This is a genomic window from Mesorhizobium sp. M1A.F.Ca.IN.020.04.1.1 (assembly GCF_003997315.1).
GTDB lineage: Bacteria > Pseudomonadota > Alphaproteobacteria > Rhizobiales > Rhizobiaceae > Mesorhizobium.
On the sequence record NZ_RZSN01000442.1, the window covers coordinates 1 to 326 of the forward strand.

Annotated in this window: 1 pseudogene; it reads left to right on the forward strand. The window is 59.8% G+C overall.

The features are described 5' to 3' along the window. Positions 1-161 (forward strand): annotated as a pseudogene (locus EOA49_RS32440) (beta-ACP synthase); the annotation flags it as partial. Between the last annotated feature and the right edge of the window lie 165 nt (positions 162-326).

Below are 326 nucleotides of genomic sequence, written 5' to 3' on the forward strand. Positions count from 1 at the left end.
AGGACGTCGTGCCGCCGACCGCCAACTATCGCGAGCCAGATCCCGCTTGCGACCTCGACATCACGCCCAATGTGCCGCGCGAGCGCAAGGTGCGCGTCGCCATGAGCAACGCCTTCGCCATGGGCGGCACGAACGCAGTTCTGGCATTCAGGCAGGTGTAGAAGCCATGCAAGACGCCTCATTTGAGGTCACCTGTCGTATCTAGGTCCAATCTACATTCAGGATTCTCAACGCGGTTTGGCGTTGATTCATTGCGTTCCGAGGGTTCTGATTCGGAGCGCGACGGATGGCCAAACGGTACGAACTGACGAACGTCCAGTGGGCGC